The 23,667-nt window shown below is 73.8% G+C and carries 17 protein-coding genes and 2 pseudogenes; 9 read left to right on the top strand and 10 right to left on the bottom strand.

Annotation, left to right across the window (positions count from 1 at the left end):
- Nucleotides 1–79 precede the first annotated feature (79 nt).
- Both ACGFI9_RS37440 and ACGFI9_RS37445 read left to right on the top strand, forming a co-directional pair.
- A pseudogene (locus ACGFI9_RS37440) lies at nt 80–468 on the top strand (carbohydrate ABC transporter permease); the annotation flags it as partial.
- A 9-nt stretch (nt 469–477) separates the two neighbouring features.
- Nucleotides 478–1,686, top strand: coding sequence for an ABC transporter ATP-binding protein (locus ACGFI9_RS37445; protein ID WP_393185881.1), 1,209 nt, complete (start codon nt 478–480; stop codon nt 1,684–1,686).
- Nucleotides 1,687–1,733: 47 nt separating this feature from the next.
- On the opposite strand, the gene ACGFI9_RS37450 is transcribed toward ACGFI9_RS37445, so the two are convergent.
- Genes ACGFI9_RS37450 through ACGFI9_RS37460 form a run of 3 tightly spaced genes read right to left on the bottom strand, consistent with a single transcriptional unit; the run spans nt 1,734 to nt 5,373 of the window.
- Nucleotides 1,734–3,842 carry a xanthine dehydrogenase family protein molybdopterin-binding subunit gene (locus ACGFI9_RS37450; protein ID WP_393185883.1) on the bottom strand — a complete coding sequence of 703 codons (2,109 nt, stop codon included), beginning with the start codon at nt 3,840–3,842 and terminating at the stop codon, nt 1,734–1,736.
- A complete protein-coding gene (locus ACGFI9_RS37455; RefSeq protein WP_393185885.1) occupies nt 3,839–4,834 on the bottom strand; it encodes an FAD binding domain-containing protein in 996 nt (331 codons plus the stop codon). The genes ACGFI9_RS37450 and ACGFI9_RS37455 overlap by 4 nt, the downstream gene beginning before the upstream one ends.
- The gene (locus tag ACGFI9_RS37460) at nt 4,831–5,373 is read right to left on the bottom strand and encodes a 2Fe-2S iron-sulfur cluster-binding protein (RefSeq protein WP_393185887.1); all 543 of its coding nucleotides are present in this window, start codon (nt 5,371–5,373) and stop codon (nt 4,831–4,833) included. The genes ACGFI9_RS37455 and ACGFI9_RS37460 overlap by 4 nt, the downstream gene beginning before the upstream one ends.
- 72 nt (nt 5,374–5,445) lie before the next feature.
- On the opposite strand from ACGFI9_RS37460, the gene ACGFI9_RS37465 reads away from it, so the two are divergent.
- Complete coding sequence (locus tag ACGFI9_RS37465; RefSeq protein WP_393185888.1) at nt 5,446–6,558, top strand: XdhC family protein; 1,113 nt, start codon at nt 5,446–5,448, stop codon at nt 6,556–6,558.
- Nucleotides 6,555–7,163, top strand: coding sequence for an NTP transferase domain-containing protein (locus ACGFI9_RS37470; protein ID WP_393185890.1), 609 nt, complete (start codon nt 6,555–6,557; stop codon nt 7,161–7,163). The genes ACGFI9_RS37465 and ACGFI9_RS37470 overlap by 4 nt, the downstream gene beginning before the upstream one ends.
- Nucleotides 7,164–7,179: 16 nt before the next feature.
- On the opposite strand, the gene ACGFI9_RS37475 is transcribed toward ACGFI9_RS37470, so the two are convergent.
- The 3 genes and pseudogenes from ACGFI9_RS37475 to ACGFI9_RS37485 all read right to left on the bottom strand — a co-directional run.
- Complete coding sequence (locus ACGFI9_RS37475; protein WP_393185908.1) at nt 7,180–8,241, bottom strand: winged helix DNA-binding domain-containing protein; 1,062 nt, start codon at nt 8,239–8,241, stop codon at nt 7,180–7,182.
- A 147-nt stretch (nt 8,242–8,388) separates the two neighbouring features.
- A complete protein-coding gene (locus tag ACGFI9_RS37480) occupies nt 8,389–8,748 on the bottom strand; it encodes a YsnF/AvaK domain-containing protein (RefSeq protein WP_393185892.1) in 360 nt (119 codons plus the stop codon).
- A 169-nt stretch (nt 8,749–8,917) separates the two neighbouring features.
- Nucleotides 8,918–9,121 (bottom strand): annotated as a pseudogene (locus tag ACGFI9_RS37485) (PRC-barrel domain-containing protein); the annotation flags it as partial.
- A gap of 373 nt (nt 9,122–9,494) precedes the next feature.
- Between ACGFI9_RS37485 and wrbA the strand changes: the two are divergent.
- The gene (gene wrbA / locus ACGFI9_RS37490) at nt 9,495–10,112 is read left to right on the top strand and encodes an NAD(P)H:quinone oxidoreductase (protein WP_393185894.1); all 618 of its coding nucleotides are present in this window, start codon (nt 9,495–9,497) and stop codon (nt 10,110–10,112) included.
- Between the two features lie 69 nt (nt 10,113–10,181).
- Here the strand turns inward: wrbA and ACGFI9_RS37495 are convergent, their stop codons facing one another.
- The gene (locus ACGFI9_RS37495; RefSeq protein ID WP_393185896.1) at nt 10,182–12,107 is read right to left on the bottom strand and encodes a chorismate-binding protein; all 1,926 of its coding nucleotides are present in this window, start codon (nt 12,105–12,107) and stop codon (nt 10,182–10,184) included.
- Between the two features lie 260 nt (nt 12,108–12,367).
- Between ACGFI9_RS37495 and ACGFI9_RS37500 the strand changes: the two genes are divergently transcribed.
- The 3 genes from ACGFI9_RS37500 to ACGFI9_RS37510 all read left to right on the top strand — a co-directional run bounded on the left by ACGFI9_RS37500 (nt 12,368) and on the right by ACGFI9_RS37510 (nt 16,975).
- The gene (locus ACGFI9_RS37500) at nt 12,368–13,771 is read left to right on the top strand and encodes an FGGY family carbohydrate kinase (RefSeq protein ID WP_393185898.1); all 1,404 of its coding nucleotides are present in this window, start codon (nt 12,368–12,370) and stop codon (nt 13,769–13,771) included.
- 184 nt (nt 13,772–13,955) lie between these two features.
- Nucleotides 13,956–16,556 (top strand): nitrate- and nitrite sensing domain-containing protein, encoded by a 2,601-nt coding sequence (locus ACGFI9_RS37505; RefSeq protein ID WP_393185900.1) that lies wholly within the window; start codon nt 13,956–13,958, stop codon nt 16,554–16,556.
- Nucleotides 16,557–16,561: 5 nt separating this feature from the next.
- Nucleotides 16,562–16,975 carry a roadblock/LC7 domain-containing protein gene (locus ACGFI9_RS37510; RefSeq protein WP_200215717.1) on the top strand — a complete coding sequence of 138 codons (414 nt, stop codon included), beginning with the start codon at nt 16,562–16,564 and terminating at the stop codon, nt 16,973–16,975.
- A 46-nt stretch (nt 16,976–17,021) separates the two neighbouring features.
- On the opposite strand, the gene ACGFI9_RS37515 is transcribed toward ACGFI9_RS37510, so the two are convergent.
- Nucleotides 17,022–18,521, bottom strand: coding sequence for a GH1 family beta-glucosidase (locus ACGFI9_RS37515; protein WP_393185902.1), 1,500 nt, complete (start codon nt 18,519–18,521; stop codon nt 17,022–17,024).
- A gap of 854 nt (nt 18,522–19,375) precedes the next feature.
- On the opposite strand from ACGFI9_RS37515, the gene ACGFI9_RS37520 reads away from it, so the two are divergent.
- Complete coding sequence (locus ACGFI9_RS37520) at nt 19,376–22,273, top strand: glycoside hydrolase family 48 protein (RefSeq protein WP_393185910.1); 2,898 nt, start codon at nt 19,376–19,378, stop codon at nt 22,271–22,273.
- 283 nt (nt 22,274–22,556) lie between these two features.
- On the opposite strand, the gene ACGFI9_RS37525 is transcribed toward ACGFI9_RS37520, so the two are convergent.
- Complete coding sequence (locus tag ACGFI9_RS37525) at nt 22,557–23,240, bottom strand: DUF3159 domain-containing protein (RefSeq protein WP_393185904.1); 684 nt, start codon at nt 23,238–23,240, stop codon at nt 22,557–22,559.
- A 133-nt stretch (nt 23,241–23,373) separates the two neighbouring features.
- The coding region (locus ACGFI9_RS37530; protein WP_393185906.1) for an alpha/beta fold hydrolase at nt 23,374–23,667 on the bottom strand (294 nt) is incomplete at its 5' end.

The following is a 23,667-nucleotide window of genomic DNA, read 5'->3' on the forward strand; positions in this document are numbered from 1 at the left end:
GCGTAGACAACTCTGATGATCGATTCCCGTGCCTGCTCGCTACATCGGAGTACCCGCCTGTCCGTATCTTGGATGCCTACTGCCGGTCGCTCTAACACGCTGTCGGCGTTCTTCAAGCAGATCCCGTGGGACCTGGAGAAGGCGGCGAAGATGGACGGCGCCACCCAGGGCCAGGCGTTCCGGCGGGTGATCGCCCCGCTGGCCGCGCCGGGGGTGTTCACCACGGCGATCCTGGTCTTCATCTTCTGCTGGAACGACTTCCTGTTCGCCATCTCGCTGACCTCCACCGAACGGTCGCGTACGGTGCCGGCCGCGCTGTCGTTCTTCACCGGCGCGTCGCAGTTCGAGGACCCCACCGGGGCGATCTGCGCCGCCGCCGTGGTGATCACCGTTCCGGTCATCCTGTTCGTGCTCTTCTTCCAGCGTCGCATCGTCTCCGGCCTGACCTCCGGCGCAGTTAAGGGATAGGTGGTAGTCGTGGCTGACATCGTGCTCGACAAGGTGAGCAAGCGGTTCCCGGACGGCACTATGGCGGTGCGGGACGTCGACCTGGAGATCGCCGACGGCGAGTTCGTGATCCTGGTCGGCCCGTCCGGCTGCGGGAAGTCCACCACCCTGAACATGATCGCCGGGCTGGAGGACATCAGTTCCGGTGAGCTGCGGATCGCGGGGGAGCGGGTCAACGATCGGGCGCCCCGGGACCGGGACATCGCCATGGTGTTCCAGTCGTACGCGCTCTACCCGAACATGACGGTGCGGGAGAACATGGCCTTCCCGCTGCGGCTGGCGAAGCTGGACAAGGAGATCATCAACACCAAGGTGGAGGAGGCGGCGAAGGTCCTGGAGCTGACCCCGCTGCTGGACCGCAAGCCGGCCAACCTCTCCGGTGGCCAGCGGCAGCGGGTGGCGATGGGCCGGGCGATCGTCCGCCAGCCCAAGGCGTTCCTGATGGACGAGCCGCTGTCCAACCTTGACGCGAAGCTGCGGGTGCAGATGCGCACCGTGGTGTCCCGGCTGCAGAAGCAGCTCGGCACCACCACCGTCTACGTCACCCACGACCAGACCGAGGCGATGACCCTCGGCGATCGTGTGGTGATCATGCGGGGCGGCGCGGTGCAGCAGGTCGGGCCGCCGCAGGAGCTGTACGACCACCCGCGCAACCTGTTCGTCGCCGGGTTCATCGGCTCGCCGTCGATGAACTTCCTGCCCGCGACGGTGGAGGACGGGCGGCTGCGGACTGCGCTCGGTGACGTGCCGATCGGCGACCGGGTGCGCCGCCAGCTCTCCGGGGCCGACTCTCCTCGGGAGCTGATCCTCGGCATCCGCCCGGAGCACTTCGAGGACGCCGCGCTGATTGACGAGGAGACCCGCCGCCGGGGCATGGAGTTCGAGGCGCCCGTGGAGATCGTCGAGTCGATGGGTTCCGACAAGTACGTGTACCTCACCGTCGAGGGGGAGCGGGCCAGCGCCGCCGAGCTGGAGGAGTTGGCCGCCGACTCGGGCGCGGCCGACTTCACCGGCGCCGGATCGAGCCTGGTCACCCGGTTGTCGGCCGAGTCGCCGGTGCGCGAGGGGGAGAACCGGCGGGTCTGGTTCAACCTGGAGAAGATCCACCTCTTCGACCCGTCGACCGGCCGCAACCTGACCCTGCACGAGGGGCGGGCGGCCGGCGCGCTGGCCGACTGATCGACGCGGACGACCCGGGGGCCGGTGGCGGGCGCGCCGCCGGCCCCTCAGCGTGCCGGCAGTTGCTCCAGCAGCTTGTCCAGCCGGATGGGCAGGTCCCGGACCCGTACGCCGGTCGCGTGGTGCACCGCGTTGGCGACGGCCGCGGCGCTGCCCACGATGCCTATCTCGCCGATCCCCTTCACCCCGGCCGGGTTCAGCTCGGAGTCCTCCTCCGGCAGCCAGTACGCCTCGATCCGCCGCACGTCGGCGCAGACAGCGATGTGGTAGGTGGCGAGGTCGTGGTTGACCCAGTCGCCGTACCGCTCGTCGAGCAGGCCCTCCTCGTGCAGCGCCATCGACAGTCCCATCGTCATGCCGCCGATGAGCTGGCTGCGGGCGGTGGTCGGGTTCACCACTCGGCCGGCGGCGAACACCCCGAGCATCCGGTCCACCCGGACCTCGCCGGTGTCGGCGTCCACCCGTACTTTGCAGAAGTGGGCGCCGTAGGCGTACCGGGGGAGGGGGCGTTGGGCGCGGACCTCGTCGGCGGTGCTCGCCTCGACGGTCAGCCCGTTCGACGGCAGCGCCCCGCCGGGTGCGTGCCGGATCTGCTCACGTAGGGCCTGGCAGGCCCGGATCACCGCCCAGCTCCACGAGGCGGTGCCCATCGAGCCGCCGGCCACCCCGGCGGGCGGCAGGTCGCTGTCGCCGACCCGGATCGTCACCCGGTCCAGCGGCACGACGAGCGCGTCGGCGGCCACCTGCCACAGCGCCGTCCGGGCGCCGGTGCCGATGTCGGTCGCGTTGATCCGTACCTCGAAGGTGCCGTCGGGCGCGGCGGTGGCCGCCGCCGCGGCGGCGCGGGCGCGGGCCGGGTAGCTCGACCCGGCCACCCCGGTGCCGACCAGCCAGCGCCCGTCGCGGCGGGCCCCCGGCGTCGGGTCGCGGTCGGCCCAGCCGAACCGGCGGGCCCCCTCGCGCAGGCAGGCCACCAGGTTGCGGCTGGTGAACGGCTGCCCCCGCTCGGGATCGACCGCGGGATCGTTGCGGATCCGCAGCTCGACCGGGTCGACGCCGCACGCCGTGGCCAGCTCGTCCATCGCGGACTCCAGCGCGTACGCGCCCGGACACTCGCCTGGCGCGCGCATCCAGAACGGGGTCGGCACGTCCAGCCGGACCAGCCGGTGCGTGGTGCGCCGGTGGCGTCCGGCGTACATGCTGCGGGTGTAGACGGCGGTCTGCTCGGCGAACTCGTGCACGGTCGAGGTCTGGCTGATCGCGTCGTGGCAGACCGCGCCGATCCGCCCGTCGGCGTCCGCGCCGAGCCGGACCCGTTGGATGATCGGGGTGCGGTAGCCGATCGGGCCGAAGAGCTGCTGCCGGGTCAGGGCCAGCCGGACCGGCCGGTCCACGTGCCGGGCGGCGAGCGCGGCGAGCACCGCCGACGCCTTGGGGGCGCCCTTGCTGCCGAAGCCACCGCCGACGTGCTCGGCGACCACCCGGACCGCCTCCGCGGGCAGCCCGAACAGCTGCGCCAGGGTGGCCTGCACCGGGGACGATCCCTGGGTGGAGTCGTGCACCAGCAGTCGCCCGTCCCGCCAGCGGGCCGTGGTGGCGTGCGGCTCCATCGGGTTGTTGTGGTAGGCCGGGGTGCGGTAGGTGGCGTCCACCCGGACCTCGGCGGCCGCGAACCCGGCGTCGAAGTCGCCGTCCGTGGTGTCCGTCGGATAGCCCGGATTCACCGTCTCTGGCCGGTACAGGTCAGGGTGGTGCTCGGTGAGGACGGTGCTGTGCGGTTCGGTGTCGTAGTCGATCAGGACCAGCCGGGCGGCCTCGCGGGCCGCCTCGATCGTCTCCGCCACCACGACCGCGACGTACTCCCCCCGGTAGTGCACGGCCGGCTCCTGCAGCAGGAACAGGGTCTGGTCCACGCCAGGGGCCAGCCGGGGCGCGTTGGCGTGGTGCAGCACGTCCAGCACCCCCGGCACGGCCAACGCCGGGGTCACATCGATCCGGCTGATCCGCCCGCGCGTCGCCGTCGCCGGCACCACCCAGCCGTACGTCACGTCGTCCGTCGGGTACTCGACCGCGTACCGGGCGGCCCCGGTGACCTTGTCCCGGCCCTCCAGCCGCGGGTGTTCCCGGCCCACTGCGCCGACGGGTGGCGCGCTCACCGGGGCACTGTCCCGGCCAGTCCGGTCAACGCGCGGACGGTGAGGTTGCGGATCAGCGGCACCTTGAACCCGTTGTGTGGCAACGGGCGGGCTGCGGCGAGTTCGGCGTCCGCGGCCCGGGCGGCCAGGTCGGCCGTGAACGGGCGGCCGCGCAACGCCTCCTCCGCCCGGTACGCCCGCCACGGCCGGTGCGCGACCGCCCCGTACGCCAACCGGATGTCGCGGACGGTCTCCCCGTCCAGGTCCAGCGCCGCGGCCACCGAGCCGACCGCGAAGGCGAACGTGGCCCGGTCGCGCGCCTTGAGGTACGTGCAGCGCCTGGCGAACGACAGCGGCGGAACCCGCACCGCGGTGATCAGCGCGCCGCGGGGGAGGGTGGTCTCCCGCTCGGGGTGCTCACCGGGCGTCCGGTGCAGCTCGGTCAGGGGGACCTCCCGGGCTGCGCCGCCCGGTTCGTGCACCTCCAGCACGGCGTCGAGGGCGACCAGGGCGACCGCCAGGTCCGACGGGTGGGTGGCCACGCAGAACTCGGACCAGCCGAGGATGGCCAGGTCGCGGTTCTGCCCGTGGCGGGCCGCGCAGCCGGTGCCGGGCTCCCGCTTGTTGCACGCCTTCCCGGTGTCCTGGAAGTAGACGCACCGGGTGCGTTGCATGAGGTTCCCCCCGGTGGTGGCCATGTTGCGCAGCTGTCCCGAGGCGCCGGCGAGCAGCGCCCGGGAGAGCAGCGGGTGGTCGCGTCGGACCACCGGATGCGCGGCGAGATCGCTGTTGCGCACGGTGGCCCCGATCCGCAGCCCGCCGCCCGGCAGGGCCTCCACCGTGTCCAGCGGCAGAGCGGTGACGTCCACCAGCAGGTCCGGCCGTTGCACGCCGAGCTTCATCAGATCCACCAGGTTGGTCCCGCCGCCGAGGTACGCCGCCTCCGGATCGCCGTCGAGCAGCGCGACCGCCTCCGCGACGTCGGCCGGCCGGTGGTAGCGGAAGGCCCTCACCGCGCGGCCGCCGCGTCCTGGATGGCGGCCACGATGTTCGGGTACGCGGCGCAGCGGCACAGGTTGCCGCTCATCCGTTCCCGGATCTCCGCGTCGGTCAGCTCGACCGGCGCGGTCAGGTCCTCGGTCACCGCGCTGGGCCAGTCCCGGGCCACCTCGTCGAGCATGCCGCGGGCGGAGCAGAGCTGGCCGGGTGTGCAGTAGCCGCACTGGAAGGCGTCCCGGGCGATGAAGGCCGCCTGGAGCGGGGAGAGGTCCGCCGGGCCGGCGAGCCCCTCGACGGTGACCACCGTCCGACCGTCCAGGGTGACGGCCAGGATCAGGCAGCTCTTCACCCGCCGACCGTCGAGCAGGACCGTGCACGAGCCGCACTGCCCGTGGTCGCAGCCCTTCTTGCTGCCGGTCAGGGTGAGCCGCTCGCGCAGGGCGTCCAGCAGCGTGGTGCGGTTGTCCAGCGCCAGCTCGTGAGAGACGCCGTTGACGGTGAGGGTGGTGATGGACGACCGCCCGTCTTCTGCCGGTTTCCCGCTCTGCCGCACCGGGTCAGACTAGCGTTGTCCGGGAGATCTACGGACAAATCCGGGCAATCCTCAGGAGGTGCGGTCAGCGGCATGCGCGAGGTACTGGCGGCGCTGCACGCCTGGAGCCGGAGGGGCGTCCCATTCGGCCTGGCGACCGTGGTGGCGAGCAGCGCCAGCCCGGTGACCGCGCCCGGCGACCTGCTGGCCGTGGATCCCTCCGGCGAGGTGTGCGGCGGCATCCCGGCGGGGTGTGTCGAGTCGGCGGTGCTCGACGCGGCGACCGAGACCCTGCGGACCGGCCGCACCCGGCTCGCACGGTACGCCGTCGGCGGCGATGGACCGTGGCCTGCCCGACCCGGCTGCGGCGGGGCCCTGGAGGTACTGCTGAGACGGGTGACGCCACACGGCGCCGCGCGGCGAGTGCTCGCCGCCCTCGCCGGCCCCGGCCCGGTTGCCGCAGCCACCGTCGTCGGCGGCCCCGCACCCTTCGGCGCCCAGGTACTGATCCGGCCCGATCGGACCGAGGGCACCCTCGGTGACCCGGCGCTGGACGAATGGGCGGCTGGCGAGGCGGCCGGTCTGTTCTCCGGCGGCGGCGCCGCGGTGCGGTGGCGGGCCGGCCGACCGGCGGTGCGGGTGCTGGTCCAGGCGGTGCCGGCCGCGCCGCGGATGGTGCTCTTCGGCGCCACCGCCATCGCCGCCGCGCTCAGCCGGATCGGCGCCGGACTGGGTTACCGCGTCATTGTCTGCGACCCGCGACCGGCTTTCACCACGCCCCGGCGGTTCCCGGACGCGCACGAGGTCCACCGGGCCTGGCCGCACCGCTGGCTGGCCGGCATCCCGGTCGACCCGGCCACGGTGCTCTGCCTGGTCGGCCATGACCCGCGGTACGAGATCCCCCTGCTGCGGGCGGCGCTGGACACCCCGGCCGGCTACATCGGCGTGCTCGGCAGCCGGAGCGCGCACGAGGCCCGCCTCGCCCGGTTGCGGGCCGACGGGCTGCCTCCGGCGCAGCTCGCCCGGCTGATCGGACCGGCCGGGCTGGACCTGGGCGGACGTACCCCGACGGAGACCGCGTTGGCGATCGCGGCGGAGTTGGTGGCCGGACGCAACGGGGGGACCGGCCGGGCGCTGCACGGGCTGGACGGCCCGATCCACCGCGTCGCGGATCGCGACCGGCGGCCGGCGGCGTCGCTGCGGTGACGGTCGCCGGGCTGGTACTGGCCGCCGGGGCTGGCCGCCGGCTCGGCCAGCCCAAGGCGCTGGTCGAGCTGGACGGAGAGCCGCTCATCCAGCGCGCGGTGCGCCTGCTCCACGCCGGCGGTTGCGGCCTGGTGCACGTCGTGGTCGGCGCGGGCGCTGACCAGCTGCCCCCGCATCCCGGGGCGGTGCTGGTCGTCAACCCGCGCTGGCGGGAGGGGCTGGCCGTCTCGCTGCGCTGCGGCCTGGCGTCGTTGCCGGGGCACGTCGGCGCCGCAGTGGTGGTGCTCGTCGACCAGCCGGCGCTGGACCCGGTGGCGGTGCGCCGGGTCTGCGCCGCGCATGCGGCCGGCGCACCGGTGGCGGTCGCCAGCTACGCCGGCCGGGCCGGGCATCCCGTGGTGCTGAGTCGCGCCACCTGGCCGTTGCTCGGGCCGTACGCGACCGGGGATCGGGGTGCCCGGGACTTTCTGCGTGCCCGGGCCGACCTGGTGACCCGGGTCCCCTGCGACGGCGCCGGTTCGCCCGCCGACCTGGACACCTCGGCCGACCTGGCTCGCCACCGGACGGCGGGCCGGGGGCGCCGAGACGGAGAGGTGGGACGGTGATGCCGTGCGGCCCGCGTCACCAGGAGAGACACAGTGGCAGGTCGAGGTAGCGCGCGTAGCGGGTCAGGGCCGCCTCCACGCGGGACCGGAGCGCGGCGTCGAACGGGGTCAGCTGCTGCACGGTCACCGTGACGGCCGACTTCCCGAGCGTCCGCTTCCAGGTGCCGACCACCCGGCCGCCGCGGACCACGGTGGACTGGAACACCCCGTTGTTGCCGGGGACGACGGCGTCGGCGTGCGCCGGGTCGAGCATCAGCGCGCGGTCCTTGAAGCCCAGCAGGTATTCGTCGAAGCCGGGCAGCGTGTGCAGGTCGTCGACCGGCTCGCGGGGCGCGTCCAGCAGCGCGGCGTCGACCAGCGCCGCGGCGCCGTCCACCTCGACTGGGGCGAGGGCATCGCCGGCCACCGCGATGCCGCGCCGGGCGTCGGTGACCGTCAGGCCGGTCCACCGGGCCAGGTCGTGCGCGCTGACCGGACCGTGGCTGCGTACGTAGCGCCGGGCGAGCAGGCCCAGCGCCTCGTCCCGGTCGGGCCGGCGCGGGTCGGGCGCCCACTCGTCGAGCAGGGCGAACGTCTGCTCCTTGCCGACGTGCGGGGCGATGCAGGTGACGCCGCGCTGGCTCGCATACCAGAGCAGGTGGTAGCCGCGTTGCCCGGCGGTGTCCAGGCCGGCGGCGCGCAGCGCGGCCAGGCACTCGGCGCGGGTGAGCCGGCGGCCGCCGGCCAGTGCGGCGCCGAGCACGTCGGCGGCGCGGTCCGCGTCGGCCTCGGTGAGGCCGAGCTGCGCGCGGCGGGTGGCGGCGCCGGCCAGGGTGCGGACCCCGGTCACCGCCAGCATCCAGTGGGCGTCACGGGAGGGCACCAGGTGGACCGTGCCGCGCATCGGCCAGGTCCGCAGCGCCTCGCAGCGCTCCAGGGCCGCGCGCACGTCCGCGTGGGTGCGGCCGGGCAGGCGTACGCCGAGCGACCATTCGCCGCTCGCCACGTCCTGGGCCTGCATGGCGCCGAACCACTCCACCACGTCGGCCACGCCCTCGGGGCGGGCCACCGGGTGCGGGCGCAGCAGCAGGCTGGTCATGCGTAGGGCCAGCGCCTCGGCGCCGGTCAGCCGTGCCGGCACAGGCCGCCTCCCGTGTTCGTGGACGGCCAGCATAGGTGCCCGGGCCGACATTTCCCGGCCGGCGGCGACCGGGCGGGTGGGGAGTCCCCCACCCGCGCCGGGGTGTCACCGGGTGCGGCGTGCCTGCTCCGGTACGTCCGCCTCGACGAGTTCCCGCCGGACCTGGGCGTGGGCCGGTCGCTCCTCGACGACCTCGTCGCGGGCCAGCCGGACCCGTTCGACCGGGACGCGTTCCTTGACCGCCACCGGGCGTTCGGCGTAGAGGACCATGTCACGCTGATCCTCGCCGAGGTCGGCGGGGACGTCCCGCGGGTCCGTGACCGGCTCGTGGACGACGGTCACCTCGTCGTGCTCCACCGGCACCGTCGTCTGCACGTTTTCGGTCACCACGCGCTTGCGCAGCCGGGCCGTGCCGACCGGCTCGCGGGTGGTGTCGAACCGGGCCCGCTCCTCGGCGCGGACCAACCTCCGGTGGACCGGTCGTCCGCCGTGGCGGCGTCGGCTGCCGGACCGCGCCCTGCCCCGGCAACTGGTAGTGCCGGTAGAGCAGGGTGAGCTGGTCGACGCCGAGGGGCTGGTCGGTGCCGCTGTCCACGGCCGGGGCGCCGCGCACGGTCGCCCTGTCGTACGGCAGTCGTACCCGGCCCTGTTGCAACCGGGCGGCGTGCAGCGGGGCCATCGACTCGGCGTGCGCCACGGCGCCGGTCCGCACGCTGACCCAGGTGGGCTCGCCGGCGGCGTCGGCCCAGACCTGGCCCACACTGCCGATCTTCGCTCCCGAGCGGTCCTGGACGTCCTGCCCGTACAGCGCACGGATCTGCTGTTCGGTCAGCCGCATGGTTCGTCCTTCCTCTCGAGGGTCACCGAGAGGATCCCCGTGGGGGCGGACGGCATGCCGGAGAAGTCGGGCGAATAGGAGGAGCAGGAGGTGAACACCCCTGATCGCGCTACGCCAGCCACGTTGCCGGCGGAGCGCGATCCCCCGTTCAGGTTCCCGGTGCGGGGCGGCGGCCCTGCGCCGGCACCGGTGCGAACAGGATCCCCGGTGCCGGGATTGCGGGCGCCGGTCGGGCGCGGAACTTGCGCAAATCTTGAGCCACGGCAAGCGATTGATCCTGATGAACCTCCGTGGGCGGTGGGGCCCAGGCGTTTGACGACGCAACTAACGGGTAGGCGGCGGGGCTGACCCGAAATCGAGGAGGAAACGTCTGATGGATGGCCAGGTCAAGGTCGCGGTGATCTACTACAGCGCGACCGGCATCACCTACCAGATGGCGCAGGCGGCGTACGAGGCGGCCGGGGAGGCCGGAGCCGAGGTGCGCCTGCGCAAGGTACGTGAGCTGGCGCCCGACGAGGCGATCCGGTCCAACTCGGGGTGGCAGGCACACCGGCTGGAGACCCAGGACGTGATGGAGGCACAGCCGGACGACCTGGCCTGGGCCGACGTGGTGATCATGGGCTCGCCCACCCGGTACGGCATGATCGCCGCGCAGCTCAAGCAGTTCATCGACACCACCGGGCCGCTGTGGGCGAACGGCGCGCTGGCGAACAAGGTCTACACCGGCTTCACCTCGACGGCGACCGCCCACGGCGGCCAGGAGGCGACCCTGCTGTCGTTGTACACGATCTTCTACCACTGGGGCGGGATCGTGGTGGCCCCCGGCTACACCGACCCCAGCCAGTTCGTCGCCGGCAACCCGTACGGCGGCTCGCACACCAGCAACAATGGGGAGATCCCGCCGGACCAGGTCGCCCTCGGCGCCACCGCGTTGACCGCCAAGCGGGCGGTGCAGATGGGCGCCGCCCTGAAGCGCGGCCTGGCGGGCTGACCCGGGACGTGGACGACCGGTGGCCGGGCGAGGGCTCTCGACCCGTCCGGGCCACCGGTCGTGTTCGCCCTACCCCCGCTCGGCCGATCCATGCCCGGTCAGCGCCGGCCGGGCGAGCAGATGCCCGAGCAGGTCGGCCAGCACCACCATCCCGTCCCGGCTGAGCACCGACTCCGGGTGGAACTGCACGCCCGCGAAGCCGGACCCGCGCAGCGCGTGCACCGCCCCGTCCGCCGGGTCCCGGGACAGCTCCACCGGCCCGTAGGGGGTGGCCAGCCGGTCCGCGTCCGCCCGTGCGGTGAAGCTGGAGTAGAAGCCCACCCGGCGGGTCGCCCCGAACAGCCGGACGTCCCGCGGCAACCCCTGATACGGCGCGTCCCGCCGGTGCAGCGGCAGGCCGAGCAGCCCGGCCAGCAACTGGTGACCCAGGCAGACGGCCAGCGTCGGTCGGCCGGCCGCGAGCAGTTCGGCCAGCAGCGAGCGCAGCGCCGCCATCTTCGGATCGGCCAGGTCGTTCGGGTCACCGGGGCCGGGACCCACCACCACCAGGTCGTACCCGTCGACGGGGCCGGGCCGGTGCCAGTCGCGCCGGGCCACCGCCAGGCCCAGCGCGCGCAGCTGGTGGGCGAGCATCCCGGTGAAGGTGTCCTCCCCGTCCACGATCAGCGCCCGGCGACCGGTCAGGCCGGGCAGGGCGCTCGCGCCCGGGATGCGCTGGTCCAGCCAGAACCGGGCCAGCGGCGTGTTGCGGGCGGCGAGCGCGGCGCGTACCTGCGGGTCGTCGGCCAGGCGCGGCGCGGCGTCGGCGGCGACGGCGGGCCGCGGGGCCTCCGGGCCGAGGCCGAACGCGGCGAGCACCCCGGCCGCCTTCGCGTGCGTCTCCGCCACCTCGCCCTCGGCGGTGGAGTGCCGGACCAGGGTCGCCCCGACCGGCACCCGCAGCTCGCCGGCGGGGGACAGTTCGGCGGTGCGGATCAGGATCGGCGCATCGAGGGTCTGCCGGCCCTCGGCGTCCCGACCGAGCAGGGCGAGCACCCCGGCGTAGTAGCGGCGGCCGGTCCGCTCGTGCCGGGCGATCACCCGGCAGGCGTTCTCCATCGGGCTGCCGGTGACCGTCGGGGCGAACATGGTCTCCCGCAGCACCTCCCGTACGTCGCGGGTGCCCCGCCCGGCGAGCAGGTACTCGGTGTGCGCCAGGTGCGCCATCTCCTTCAGGTACGGCCCGACCACCTGGCCGCCGTGCTCGGCGACGGTGGCCATCATCTTCAGCTCCTCGTCGAGCACCATGTACAGCTCCTCGACCTCCTTCGGGTCGTGGAGGAAGCGCAGCAGCGCGTCCCGGTCCGCGGCCGCGCCCGTGTGGCGGAAGGTGCCGCTGATCGGGTTCATCATCACCAGGCCGTCGTCGACGCTGACGTGCCGTTCCGGGCTGGCCCCGACCAGGATGCGGCGGCCGGTGTGCACCACGAAGGTCCAGTACGCGCCGCGCTCGCGCAGCAGCAGCCGGCGCAGCGCGGCCAGGGCCGCCACCAGGGGCGCGCCCTGCACGGTGGCCCGCAGGGTGCGGTGGATGACGAAGTTGGCGCCCGCCCCGTGGCCGATCTCCTCGGCGAGCACCCGGCCGACCGTGGTCGCGTACTCGGCGTCGGAGATGTCGAAGGCCGCGTCCCGGGTGACCACCGGCGCGTCGGGCAGGGCGGCCACCACCTCGTCGAGGGGGATCCGCCGGTGCTCGGCGATCACCAGGCACTCCAGCGGGGTGCCGTCGTCCACGCAGGCGAAGCCCCGCTCGGCGATCTGCCGGTACGGGACCAGGGCCAGGGTGCGTGGCCCGGAACCGCCCTCGGGCAGCGGGATGTCGGCGAGCCGGTCGGCCGTGCGTACCGTGCCGGTGAACAGCTCCAGATGGTCGGCGCCGGCGCGGCGGACGAGCGCGAACGGGCCGGGGTCCACGCCGGCGGCGACGGCGGCGAGCGGATCGGTCGGGCGGGTCATCGGGTCTCCTCGGTGGGCCGGTGGCCGCCGGCGGGGCGACCCGGTGAGCCGGGGAGAGACCGGCGGCCGCCTCGTCGGGCGGCCGCGTCGGGAAGCTACGCGCGGGGGTGGGCCGCCGGGTCGGCGGGCCACCAGCAGGACAGGTGCGCGGGCATGACGATCACTGTACGCGACCGCGCGGCCCCGGGGGAACCCGATCGCTGCGCCCGGGCCGCGGATCTTGGCTTCGGCGCGGCCCCCGGCGGGTAGGTTGACCGTCGATGAACATTCTCGCTCTCGACCTGGGCACCTCGTCGGTGCGGGGACTGGTGCTGGACGCGGACGCCACCCCGCGGCCCGGCGCGCTGGCCCGCCGGAAGGTGCACCTGACCACCGGCGAGGACGGCAGCGGCACCCTGGACGGCCCGGCCTATCTGGCCTGCCTGGTCGAGTGCCTGGACGAGCTGGCCGCGGGCGGCCACCTGCGCGGCGTCGAGCTGGTGGCGACCTCGGCGCAGTGGCACTCGGTGCTGCCGGTGGGCGCCGACGGCGAGGCGCTCGGGCCGGTGCTGACCTGGATGGACACCCGGCCGGAGGCGCTTCCCGGTGCCCGTGGCCCGGTCGACCCCGACGCGTTCCACCGGCGGACCGGCGGGTGGTGGCACCGCTGCTACTGGACGCTGCGGCTGCCCTGGCTGCAGGAGCGGGTGGGGGCCCCGGTCAGCCGGTTCGTCGGGCTGGTCGAGTACGTGCTGGGCGCGCTGCTGGAGGAGGCGCCCATGTCGGTGTCGATGGCCTCCGGCACGGGGCTGCTGGACCTGCGCCGGCTGGAGTGGGACGTCGAGGCGTGCGAGCTGGCCGGCGTCGGCCCCGACGACCTGCCGACGCTGGCCCCGCAGGGGTGGCACGGCCGGCTCCGGCCCGAGCACGCCCGGCGCTGGCCGCAGCTCGCCCGGGCCCGCTGGGCCGCCCCGGTCGGCGACGGCGCTGCGTCCAACGTCGGCTCCGGCTGTGTCGACCCGACCCGGGCGGCGGTGACCGTCGGCACCTCCGCCGCGGTACGCCTCATCCACGCCGTTCCCGCCGGGGTCGAGCTGCCGCCCCTGCCCGAGGAGATCTGGCGCTACCGGGTCGACCACGAGTACGTGGTGACCGGGGCGGCGTACTCCAGCGGCGGGAACCTGTACGCCTGGGCCACCCGGACGCTGCTGTTGCCCAGGGGGGCCGAGCTGGAGGCCGCGCTGACCCGGGCCGGCTGGGACCTGCGAATACGGGCCAATCCACGGCTCGGCGGGGACCGCCCGCCCGGCGTCGCGCCCGCCGGCTCGGGTGAACTGCGCGGGCTGAGCTTCGGCACCACCGCCGTGGATCTGCTCGCCGGGCTGATGACCGGCCTGTGCCGGCTGGTCGCCGACGATCTCGCCGTGCTGGAGTCCGGCGGCGACGGCCCGACCGAGGTGGTGCTGGGCGGCGGTGCGATGGCCGCCTCCCCCTGGTGGCGGGGCGCGTTCGCCGATGCACTGGCCCCGCGTGCCGTGCACTTCCAGCGCAACCCGGAGGTCGGCGCGACGGGTGCCGCGCTGGTGGCGACCGGGCGGATCGCCGAGGCGGCGCGCCTCGGCGGTATCGGCCGGACGGACGAGCCCGCCGCGCCGAACACCGTAGGCCACGACCGGCCGCGCTGACCTTCCTGGTCGCGGTGCCCGGCGACCCGTTGACACCGCCCGGGGGCCTGGTTGGATGGACTCCGCTCCCCGGTCGCGGCGGAGTCGAGGTGGGACCGAGGAGGCACGTGTGGGCGCAGGTCCCGACCCGGCGGGTGGCGCGGCCGCGCGGCAGCCTCGCCGTCGGTCCGCGGATCGGCGGCCGGTGGCCCGCCGGCGTTCCGCCCTCCGGTTGCGGGACTGGCGGATCCGCACCAAGCTCGCCACGGTGCTGGTCATCCCGTCGCTGGCCTTCCTGGTGCTCGCGGGCGTGCAGACCCGAGGGCTGGTGGGGCAGACCACCGCGTTGAGCGACTTCGCCCAGCAGGTCCGCATCGGCCGGCAGATCACCACCGTGGTGGACCGGCTCCAGCAGGAGCGGGACCGTGCCGCGGGCGAACTGGCCGCGCTGCGGCGGGCCGGCGGCAGCGCCGACCGGGACGCGGCGATCGCCGCGCTCCAGCCGTTGCAGACCGCTTCCGACCAGGCGATGTCCGAGCTGCGGGACGCCGCCGAGCCGCTCGCCGACGCCGGCGCGGCCTGGCGGGTCGCGTACGCCGAGGTCCTGGAGGCGTACGACCAGGTGGTCTACATCCGTCCCACGATCCCGCCGGCGGTGCTCGGCAGCGACACCATCCTGAGCAACTACCACCGGGCCATCGCCACCCTGCTGGACCTGCTGGCCGAACCCTCACCCGGGGACGACCAGCCGGCGCTCACCGACTCGGTGCTGCGCTACGTGCAGCTCTCCCGGGTCAAGGAGCTGTCGTCCCGGATCCGGGCCGAGCTCTACGCGGCCGCCCGCGCCGGCCGGTACGAGGTCGACGACCAGGTCACCCTGACCGACCTGCGGGCCCAGCAGCTCACCGCGTTGGGGGCGTTCCGGGTCGCGGCGACCACCGCGCAGATCCGCCGCTACGACCAGACGTCGCTGGATCCGGCGTTCGTGTCGGCGACCAAACTGGAGGAAAGGACCCTCCCCAAGGGCACCGCGGAGCCGGAGCTGCTGCCCGCGCCACAGTGGTGGGCGGCCAGCGAGCAGCGGCAGGAGCTGCTGCGCCAGTTGGAGAGCGAGGTCCTGGACGACGCCGTACGCCGGGCGGACGACGCCAGCGCGCGGCAGCTGCGGGACACCCTGCTGGTGGTCGGCGGCATCGTGGCGGTGCTCCTGGTCGCCGTGCTGATCTCGCTGCTGGTCGGCCGTTCCGTCGCCCGGTCGATGCGGCTGCTGCGCGGGCAGGCGCTGCGGATCGCGCAGGTCGAGCTGCCGATGACCCTCGACCGGCTGCGCGCGGTGCACCGGCCGGTGGGCGCGATCGACGTGCCGCCGGCGGTCATCACCTCACAGGACGAACTCGGCGAGCTGGCCGAGGCATTCGTGGCGGTGCACCGCAGCGCGGTCGACGTCGCGGTCGAGCAGGCGCTGATGCGGCGCAACGTCAACGCCATGTTCGTGAACCTGGCCCGGCGCAGTCAGGTGCTGGTGGAGCGGCAGCTGGAACTCCTCGACGAGCTGGAACGCGAGGAGAGCGACCCGGACCAGCTGGAGAACCTGTTCAAGCTCGACCACCTCGCGGCCCGCATGCGGCGCAACGACGAGAGCCTGCTCGTGCTCGCCGGCACCGAGTCCAGCCGGCGGTGGAACCGGCCGGTCGGCCTGGGCGCGGTGCTGCTCGCGGCGAGCGCCGAGATCGAGCAGTACCAGCGGGTACGGCACGAGTCCCGGACCCACCTGCACGTGGTCGGACACGCGGTCGGCGACCTGGTGCACCTCTTCGCCGAGCTGCTGGAGAACGCCACCGCCTTCTCCCGCCCGGACACCGTCGTGCAGGTCGCGGTGCGGGCCGAGGGGACGGGCGCGCTGGTGGAGATCGTCGACCACGGGCTCGGGATGAGCCCGGCCGCGCTGTCGGAGGCGAACGCGGTGCTGGCCGAGCCGCCGGCGGCCGACGTGGCGGCCTCCGAGCGGATGGGTCTGTTCGTGGTCAGCCACCTGGGCGCGCGGCACGGCGTGCGGGTGCGGCTGCACGGTGGCCACGAGGGACTGGTCGCTGCGGTCCGGCTGCCGGCCGAGCTGCTGGCGGCCGCCCCCGCCGAGCTGGAGCAGCCGGCCGCGCCCCGGATGCTGACCAGCCAGGTGGCCGCGGCGTCCCGGGTCACGATGTCGCAGGCCGGGCCGTTCACCGGGCCGACGAGCGAGCTTCCGGTGGCGGGGCGCCACCCCGGCGCCTCGGCGAGCGGGTCGCCGTCCCGCGCCCCGGCCGAGCCGCCGCCGGCGTGGCACGGCTCGCCGGAGACCGGCCGGCCCTGGGGGCCGGCCGCGCCCACCCCCGCCCGGCCCGTCTCGGACGGGCCCGGCGGGCCGGTTCCGGCGGCGCCCACCGCCGGGCCGCCACCGGCCGTGCCACGCCAGAACCGCCCGCCGGTCCGGGCCGAGAACGTGCTGGCCCCGGCGACGCCGGCCGGCGGCGGCTGGTTCTCCCGCCAGGGTCCGTCGTCCTCGGTGCTCGGTGTGACGCCACCGCCGGCCGCGACGCCGGTGACGGCAGGGACGAACGAGCGGGGGCTGCCGATGCGCGTACCGATGGCCCAGCTCGCCGCGGTCACCGAGACCGCGGGCCCGACCCGGCCGGCGCCGCGCCACGATCCCGATCCGGACGCGGTCGGCGGCATGCTCTCCCGCTTCTACGGCGGGGTACGCCGGGCGGAGGCCGAGGAGACCCGAGAGATGTACCTGCCGCACAGCGAAGGGGGACGACGACAGTGACCACGTTGAGCCAGGAGGCACGGGACCTCAGCTGGCTGGTGAACGCGTTCGCGGAGCGGGTGCCCGGGGTGGCGCATGCCGTGGTGGTCTCCTCCGACGGCCTGCTGGTGGCGATCTCCGCCCACCTGCCCCGCGACCACGCGGACAAGCTCGCGGCGGTGACCTCGGGCCTGATGAGCATCACGGCGGGCGCCGCCCAGATGTTCGACGGGGACGTCGTCAAGCAGACCGTGGTCGAGATGGGCCGCGGCTACTTCCTGGTCATGCAGATCCGGGACGGCTCGATCCTGGCCACCCTGGCCGCCGCCGACGCCGACATCGGCGTGGTCGGCTACGAGATGGCGCGGCTGGCGAAGCAGGCCGGCGAGATGCTCACCCCCGCACTGCGGGCGGAACTCCAGCAGGCGCTGCCCCGCTGAGCCGGTACGCCCGGCCGGTGGCACCCGCCGCCGGCCGGGCCGCGCCCTACAGACCGTTGTCGCGGATCACCGTGCGGTACCAGTGCGCGCTGCGCTTGAGCACCCGGCGCTGCGTCGGATAGTCCACGTAGACCAGACCCCAACGCTGCTCGTAGCCCTCGGCCCACTCGAAGTTGTCCAGCAGCGACCAGACGTGGTAGCTCTCCAGCGGCACGCCGTCCCGGATCGCCCGGTGGGCGGCGGCGAAGTGGTCGCGGAGGAAGTCGATCCGGGCGGCGTCGTCGACGGTGCCGTCCGCGGCGAGCCGGTCCGGGCAGGGCAGCCCGTTCTCGGTGACGGTGAGCGGGATGCGGCCGTAGTCGCGGGTCACCCGGGTGAGGATGTCGTACATCCCCTCGGGGTAGATCTGCTGCCACTCGGCCTCGGAGGTCGGCCACTTCCGCACCGTGTCGCCCTGGCCGGTGACGTAGATGGGCGTGTAGTACTGGACCGCGAGCAGGTCGACCGGGCTGGAGATGACGGCCAGGTCGCCGTCGCGGACGCCCCGGACCATGCGGCTGTCCGGACCCAGGTCGGCCAGCACGTCCGCCGGGTACGCGCCCTTGAGGACGGAGTCGAGGTAGAGGCGGTTCTCGTAGCCGTCGTACAGCCGGGTGGCGGCGGCGGCCTCGGGGGTGTCGTCGGCCGGGTAGCAGGGGTGCAGGTTCAGCGCCGGCCCGATCCGGCCCTGCTGACCGCTGGCCCGCAGCGCGCGGACGGCGAGGCCGTGGGCGAGCTGGAGGTGGTGGGCGACCAGATACGCCGCCGCCGGGTCCTGCCGGCCGGGCGCGTGGTGCCCCCAGATGTAGCCGTTCTGCACCACGGTCTTCGGTTCGTTGATGGTCAGCCAGACCGGCACCTGGTCGCCGAGCGCGCGGAACATCACCTCGGCGTACTCGCCGAAGCGTTCGGCGGTGTCCCGGTTCTCCCAGCCGCCGGCGTCCTGGAGGGCCTGGGGCAGGTCCCAGTGGAACAGGGTGGCCATCGGGGCGATGCCCCGCTCGTGCAGCCCGTCGACGAGGCGGCGGTAGAAGTCGAGGCCGCGCTGGTTGGGCTTGCCGGAGCCGTCGGCCTGGATGCGCGGCCAGGAGATCGAGAACCGGTAGCTGCTCAGGCCCAGGTTCCGCATGATGTCGAGGTCCGCGGCATACCGGTGGTAGTGGTCGGCGGCGATGTCGCCGGTGTCCCCGTTGCGGGTGCGGCCGGGGGTGTGGCTGAAGGTGTCCCAGACCGACTCGCCCCGGCCGTCCTCCTTGGCGGCGCCCTCGATCTGGTACGCGGAGGTGGCCGCGCCCCAGCCGAAGCCCGACGGGAACCGCAGCGGGCCGTGCGGGGAGTCGGCGCTGTCGGGGGCGGCCTCCGGCGTGTCGTCGCAGCCGGCGACGGTGGCGGAGCTGGCGGCGATCCCCGCCGCGACGGCGCCGGCGAGCCCGGCGCGGGCCGCGCCCGCGGCGGTCGCGGATGCGGCGGCACGACGGAGCAGGCGCCGTCGGGTGAGTAGCGACATGGATGTTCTCCTCGGAGTGACTGGCCGCCCGACGGCCGGGAGCGCTCCCAGCATATGCCGGACGCCGCCGGCCGCCTCGGGGTGGGCGGCCGGCGGAGCGCGCGGCGCCGCCGGTGGGGCGGCCGGAGAATGGTGGGCGGGGTGTCGCTCGGGGACACGGGGCGAGCGGCGAGGGGCGGGGCAGATAGCGAAGGAGGCCGGCCGGGCGGCCTGTCACGCCGTCCCGTCGGCCTCTTTTCCCGTCGACAACGGAGGTTTAGTGTGGGGACGGGGGAGGGCAACCCCCGTCCCCACTGTGATGCACACACGCACGTGTGGAATTGGCGTCCTGCTGTGCGTGTCGCGCGGGAGCCGGGCCACGCGAGTGGCTCTGGTTCCACCTCCCTCCATGTCGGTGGGCGATGGCTGACGGCGGCGTCCGGGCTGGCCCGTCGTCAGCCTCTGGGGCTTGGGGTGCCGGGGCACAGCTGTCCCCGGTGGTGCAATAACCATATCCGTCGATGGAAGCGCTCCCATCGGCGATGCTTGTGACTGTAACGCCCGTCACCCGTTTGTCAAAGCCCCCACACGAGATAGAAACATCGAGCTGCGTGTCTGCCCTGCCCGTTGTGGTGGGAGCGCTTCCATGGCACACTCTCGAAATCGATCGCGACGCGGAGCCTGCTCACGCGAGCGTGGGTCGCCGAGGGCACCCGGTACTCCCGGTGCGGCACCCGATCCCCGGCACGGCCGGGTCGACCACCTTTCCGGGCGCCTCCGTCCCCCCGCGTACGTCCGCTCGACGCGTGGGAGGCGCCCCGCCGGGGCCGTACGGTCCCGGCCCGGTCCGAGGAGACACCGCGCACATGAGACTCATGGCCAGACGTCGCCGGACGGCGATGTTCGCCGCCACCGCCCTCGCCATCGGCGGGGTGGCCCTGCCGGCCGGCGCCGCCCAGGCCGCCCCGGCCTGCGACGTGACCTATGTGACCAGTGACTGGAACACCGGCTTCACCGCCACCGTCACCATCAAGAACCTCGGCGACGCCCTGACCAACTGGTCCCTCAAGTTCGCCTTCCCGAACAGCAGCCAGCGGGTGACCCAGGGCTGGTCGGCCAAGTGGAGCCAGTCCGGCAGCGAGGTGACCGCGACCAACGAGTCGTGGAACGGCAACCTGGCCACCGGCGCCTCCACCACCATCGGGTTCAACGGCTCCTACACCGGCAGCAACCCGAAGCCGACCGCGTTCACCCTCAACGGGGTCGCCTGCAACGGCGCGCCCGCCAACCAGCCGCCGACGGTCTCCCTCGCGGTCCCGGCCGGCCCGTTCCAGGCGCCGGCGGACGTGCCGCTGACCGCCACCGCCAGCGACCCGGACGGCACGATCACCAAGGTCGAGTTCTACCGCAACGGCCTGCTGGTCAACACCGACAGCACCGCGCCCTACGCGTACGACCTGCTGGGTCTGCCCGCCGGCAGCTACACCGTGCAGGCCAAGGCGTACGACAACGCCAACGCCACCGCGATCGCCGAGAAGTCCTTCACGGTGAACCCGGCCACCGGCCCGCAACTGGTCGCCACCCCGTCGGCGGTGAGCGTCGACGAGGGCAGCACCTCGACCGTGAAGTACACCCTCAGCGCCGCGCCGAGCGCCAACGTCCCGGTGACCCTCGCCGTCACCGGGGACAGCGACATCACCGTGTCGCCGACCACGCTGACCCTCACGCCGAGCAACTGGAGCACCGGGGTCACCGCCACCGTCGCGGCGGCCGAGGACGCCGACACCGTGGGCGGCACCGCCACCGTCACCGCCTCGGCGACCGGCTACGCACCCCTCACGGTGACCGCCACCGAGATCGACAACGACGCTCCGGGCGGGGACAACGCGTACATCAAGAAGTTCCTCGACCAGTACGGCAAGATCAAGAACTCTGGGTACTTCAGCCCGGAGGGCGTGCCGTACCACTCGGTCGAGACGCTGATCGTCGAGGCGCCCGACCACGGGCACGAGACCACCTCGGAGGCGTTCAGCTTCTGGCTCTGGCTGGAGGCCCAGTACGGCCGGGTCACCCAGAACTGGAGCCCGTTCAACAACGCCTGGACCGTCATGGAGAAGTACATCATCCCGTCGCACGCGGACCAGCCGACCGCCGGCGCCCCGGGCACCCCGCAGTACGCGGCCGAGCACAACCTGCCCAGCCAGTACCCGTCGGCGCTGGAGCCGAACGTGCCGGTGGGCCAGGACCCGCTCCGCTCCGAGCTGCAGTCCAGCTACGGCACCGGTGACATCTACGGCATGCACTGGCTGCTCGACGTCGACAACACCTACGGCTACGGCCGGTGCGGCGACGGCACCACCCGCCCCGCGTACATCAACACCTTCCAGCGGGGCACCCAGGAGTCGGTGTGGGAGACCGTGCCGCAGCCGTCCTGCGACACGTTCAAGCACGGCGGCCAGTACGGCTACCTCGACCTGTTCGTCAAGGAGTCGAGCGCCCCGGCCAAGCAGTGGAAGTACACCAACGCCCCGGACGCCGACGCCCGCGCCGTGCAGGCCGCGTACTGGGCGCTGACCTGGGCCAAGGCGCAGGGCAAGACGGCCGACGTCGCGGCCACCGTGGCCAAGGCCGCCAAGATGGGCGACTACCTGCGCTACGCGCTGTTCGACAAGTACTTCAAGAAGATCGGCAACTGCGTCGGCGCGTCCACCTGCCCGGCCGGCTCCGGCCGCGACTCGGCGCACTACCTGCTCTCCTGGTACTACGCCTGGGGCGGCGCGTACGACACCTCGCAGAACTGGTCGTGGCGGATCGGCTCCAGCCACAACCACTTCGGCTACCAGAACCCCCTCGCGGCGTGGGCGCTGAGCAACGTGGCCGAGCTGAAGCCGCAGTCGCCGACCGCCACCTCCGACTGGCAGAAGAGCTTCGACCGCCAGTTGGAGTTCTACACCTGGCTCCAGTCCGCCGAGGGCGGCATCGCCGGTGGCGCCACCAACAGCTGGGACGGCAGCTACGCCCAGCCGCCGGCCGGCACCGCCACCTTCTACGGCATGTTCTACGACGTCGACCCGGTCTACAACGACCCGCCGTCCAACCAGTGGTTCGGCATGCAGGCCTGGTCGATGCAGCGGATCGCCGAGCTGTACCTGCAGACCGGCAACGCCAAGGCCAAGGCGCTGCTGGACAAGTGGGTGCCGTGGGCCATCGCGAACACCACCCTGGGCACCAACTGGTCGATCCCGTCGGACATGAAGTGGACCGGCCAGCCCAACAACTGGGACCCGGCCAACCCGCAGCCGAACACCAACCTGCACGTCGAGGTGACGGTGAAGGGCCAGGACGTCGGCGTCGCCGCCGCCTACGCCCGGACCCTGATCGCGTACGCCGCCAAGTCCGGCAACGCCGCGGCGAAGAGCACCGCCAAGGGCCTGCTGGACGCGCTGTCGGCGGCCGCCGACGCCAAGGGCGTCTCGATGCCGGAGAAGCGGGGCGACTACAAGCGCTTCGACGACGTCTACAACGCCGCCGACGGCCAAGGCCTCTACATCCCCGCCGGCTGGACCGGGAAGATGCCCAACGGCGACGCCATCGCCGCCGGCAAGAGCTTCCTGGACATCCGGTCGTTCTACAAGAACGACCCGGACTGGCCGAAGGTGCAGGCATACCTGAACGGCGGCGCCGAGCCGGTCTTCAACTACCACCGGTTCTGGGCGCAGGCGGACGTCGCCATGGCGTACGCCGACTACGGCACCTACTTCCCCCAGGGGTGAGATGACCACTTCGCCACGGGCGGGCGGCTCCCGCCCGTGGCGGAGGCCGACCGGGCACCGGGGGAACGCAGCGCCCGGTCGGCGGAGGCCTGACACCCACGGTCAGGCCGGGTGGGCCGGCCGTCCGGCCGACGCAGCGGACGGACCGGCCCACCCATTCCGTCCGGACTCGAACTTGCCGCGAAAACACGCGAAAATCCCGCCCTCAGGGATCACACGACGGGCGGGAAGGGAGTAACGTACGTCACCAAGAGAGGCCGCTCCCCCCGTGGCGGCCTCTCTTTCATTGTCCCGGCCCGCCGTCCCCATCGGACGGCACCACCGGATGCCGCAGCCCCGGATGACCGGCCGGCAGCGCACGCCGGATCACCACCCAGCTCACCGCCAGCGCCGCTGCGACCAGCGGCCAGGTCAACGCCACCCGGGCGACCACCAGCGCGAGCACCTGCCCGCCGAGCCAGAGCGGCACGAACACCGCCAGCCGCAGCAGGTACGTCGCCGCCCACACCCAACTGCCCCGGCCGTACGCCCACAGCAGCGCCGGATCGCGGCGCCACCGGCCGCGCTGCCCGAGCGCCGCGCCGACCACCACACCCAGCAACGGCCAGCGGATCACGATGCTGACCGCCCAGGCCAACCCGCTGGCCGCATTGGAGGCCAACTGCAGCAGGAAGAAGTCGGTGGCCCGCCCGGTCCGCAGGGCGATCAGCGCGGCCACGCAGACCGCGAGCAGCCCGATCAGCACCGAGCGCGGCCGGTCCCCGCGGCGCAGCCGCCAGCCGGCCACCGCCGCCCCGGCCGCCACCGCGGCGACCACCCCGCCCCACAGCCCGGCGACCAGCCAACCGACGGCGAACGCCACCGGCGGCACGGTCGCGTCGACCGCCCCGCGCCGGCCACCGAGCAGGTCCGCCAGGGACTCCGGGCGCTCCCGGGACGGCCGCTCCCGCTCCGGTGTGCTGGTCATCGGCGATCCCCTCCCGGCTCCTACCCACGGGACGGCCGTTACCGTTCCGTGCGCCTCGATCATCGCAGTGATGCCTGGTCGGGGCGTGATGACGGGTCCGTCGCCTGGAAGTAGTGGCTTCAGTCGATCGGTGTCACGGCCGTGCATCGAGGAATCGCGTGATGGCAGCAGCGACGGCCGGGTGGTCTTCGAGCATCGGTAGGTGCCCCGTGTTCAGGTCGTTCTGCCAGGCGGCGCCGAGTTGCTGGGCGGATCGTTGTTGCAGCGCCATCGGCAGCTCGTGGTCGTCGGTGGTGCGCAGGTAACCGCGCCACCCGCTCCACGACCGGTGGGCGGTCCGGTCTCGGTAGAGGGCGGGCGACTCGGGGGTGAAGTCGGCGATGATGCGGTTGGCGACCTCCTCGTCCAGACCGTGGGCGAGGCCACG

This window comes from Micromonospora sp. NPDC048930 (assembly GCF_043197935.1).
In the GTDB taxonomy this organism is placed as follows: Bacteria; Actinomycetota; Actinomycetes; order Mycobacteriales; family Micromonosporaceae; genus Micromonospora.

Excerpts from the sequence above, each read along its gene's own strand:
- ACGFI9_RS37500 (WP_393185898.1), top strand. The coding sequence starts at position 12,368 with ATGAACATTCTCGCTCTCGACCTGGGCACCTCGTCGGTGCGGGGACTG.
- ACGFI9_RS37520 (WP_393185910.1), top strand. The coding sequence starts at position 19,376 with ATGGCCAGACGTCGCCGGACGGCGATGTTCGCCGCCACCGCCCTCGCC.
- ACGFI9_RS37465 (WP_393185888.1), top strand. The coding sequence starts at position 5,446 with ATGCGCGAGGTACTGGCGGCGCTGCACGCCTGGAGCCGGAGGGGCGTC.
- ACGFI9_RS37515 (WP_393185902.1), bottom strand. The coding sequence starts at position 18,521 with ATGTCGCTACTCACCCGACGGCGCCTGCTCCGTCGTGCCGCCGCATCC.
- wrbA (WP_393185894.1), top strand. The coding sequence starts at position 9,495 with ATGGATGGCCAGGTCAAGGTCGCGGTGATCTACTACAGCGCGACCGGC.
- ACGFI9_RS37475 (WP_393185908.1), bottom strand. The coding sequence starts at position 8,241 with ATGACCAGCCTGCTGCTGCGCCCGCACCCGGTGGCCCGCCCCGAGGGC.
- ACGFI9_RS37525 (WP_393185904.1), bottom strand. The coding sequence starts at position 23,240 with ATGACCAGCACACCGGAGCGGGAGCGGCCGTCCCGGGAGCGCCCGGAG.
- ACGFI9_RS37495 (WP_393185896.1), bottom strand. The coding sequence starts at position 12,107 with ATGACCCGCCCGACCGATCCGCTCGCCGCCGTCGCCGCCGGCGTGGAC.